This window comes from Vibrio sp. 779(2023) (assembly GCF_033344285.1).
GTDB classification, from domain to species: domain Bacteria; phylum Pseudomonadota; class Gammaproteobacteria; order Enterobacterales; family Vibrionaceae; genus Vibrio; species Vibrio alginolyticus.
Genome location: NZ_JAWPOM010000204.1, coordinates 1 through 1081, shown reverse-complemented (window position 1 = coordinate 1081; position 1081 = coordinate 1). Strand labels below are relative to the sequence as shown.

1 protein-coding gene is annotated in these 1081 nt (G+C 50.0%); it reads right to left on the bottom strand.

What is annotated here, in order from left to right; genetic code table 11:
* Positions 1-48: 48 nt before the first annotated feature.
* The coding region (locus tag R8O70_RS26090; RefSeq protein ID WP_318184571.1) for an NAD(P)/FAD-dependent oxidoreductase at positions 49-1081 on the bottom strand (1033 nt) is incomplete at its 5' end.

Below are 1081 nucleotides of genomic sequence, written 5' to 3'. Positions count from 1 at the left end.
CAGTGCTCTTTTTCGTCGTCTCTTTCTATCTTTGCGTGCAGCGCTGGATTACACCCACTGACCTGCCACAAAGCCACTCGACCAGCACCATTGGAAGTTATAGCCACCTAACCAACCGGTAACGTCCATCACTTCTCCGATGAAGTACAAGCCTTTGATGTTTTTACATTCCATGGTTTTAGAAGACAGGTGATCGGTATCTACACCACCCAAAGTCACTTCCGCCGTGCGGTAGCCTTCGGTGCCATTAGGTGCGATTGACCAGTTTTCTAAACGCTCTACCACGCTAGCAAGCTCTTTCGGGTTGAACTGCTTGAGAGGTTTGTCCATCAGCTCTTTACGTTCAATCAGCACTTCCACTAAACGCTTTGGCAGCACTTTTGCTAGGGTGTTCTTTAGCGATTGATTTGGATGTTTCTCAAGGCTGCGCTCGAGCAGCAGAGCGATGTCTTCGTTAGGAACTAAGTTGATGGAAACTTTCTGACCCGCTTTCCAAAAAGAGGAAATTTGCAAAACCGAGGGGCCCGATAAGCCGCGGTGAGTAAACAACAGCGCTTCTTTGAACATGGTGCCGTCTTCGGCGGTAATTTCCGCAGGCACAGCAATGCCAGACAGTTCAGCGAAATCTTCTTTGTCTTCTTTGTGCAGCGTAAATGGCACAAGTCCCGCCGTGGTTGGGATCACTGGCAAACCAAACTGCTCAGCCACTTTGTAACCAAATGGCGTCGCGCCCAGTTTTGGCATGGAAAGGCCACCGGTCGCAATCACCAAAGATTCGCACTCAACGGGCTCAGTACCCGCGTGCAGACGAAAGCCTTCTTCGGTTTTCTCAATGGTGTGCACATCGCATTGGTAACGCTGTTGAATGTTTGGCATGTCACACTCGGCCAGCAGCATCTTCACGATGTCTTTGGCGGTAAAGGCATCGACACAAAACAATTGGCCGTGGTCGCGCTCTTCAAACTCGATGCCGTGTTTGCTGACCATGGAGATGAAATCCCAGTTTGTGTATTGCGACAGCGCCGATTTCACGAAGTGTGGGTTTTGGCATAGGTAGTTGCTGGCTGATACGTCGTAGTTA